This window comes from Xenorhabdus santafensis, assembly GCF_033949405.1.
GTDB classification, from domain to species: Bacteria; Pseudomonadota; Gammaproteobacteria; order Enterobacterales; family Enterobacteriaceae; genus Xenorhabdus; species Xenorhabdus santafensis.
In genome coordinates this window covers 1-332 of the sequence record NZ_VCDN01000280.1, presented here as the reverse complement: position 1 = coordinate 332, position 332 = coordinate 1, and the positions used below count along the sequence as shown (strand labels likewise).

At 35.5% G+C, this 332-nt stretch carries 1 protein-coding gene; it reads left to right on the top strand.

Annotated elements, in window-relative coordinates:
• Positions 1–189 (top strand): UPF0738 family protein (locus tag FE392_RS22500; RefSeq protein WP_319931908.1); only part of this gene is annotated, 189 nt, incomplete at its 5' end.
• Between the last annotated feature and the right edge of the window lie 143 nt (positions 190–332).

Genomic DNA, 332 nt, shown 5'->3' with positions numbered 1-332 from the left:
CCGCACACATGCTGGGAAGCAATGCATGAAGCGATGAATAACGATATAGTAATGTTCGTTCGTGTGAATGACGTTGAAATGGAATTAGAAAATTTAAAAGAAGAAGTAGAATATTTAGTTGAAAATATTGAAGGTAATGCAAATTACGGAGAAGAATTAGTAACTGCTGTAGAAAAAGTATTTCTATAAGCAAATGGATTGATTTTGGTGGTGGTTGAAATGAATCGAAATTGGGAAGAATTTTTAGCACCTTACCATCAAGCGGTGGCAGAGCTGAAAGTGAAACTAAAAGGAATGCGTACTCAATTTGCAATGTTAACAGAGCATTCTCC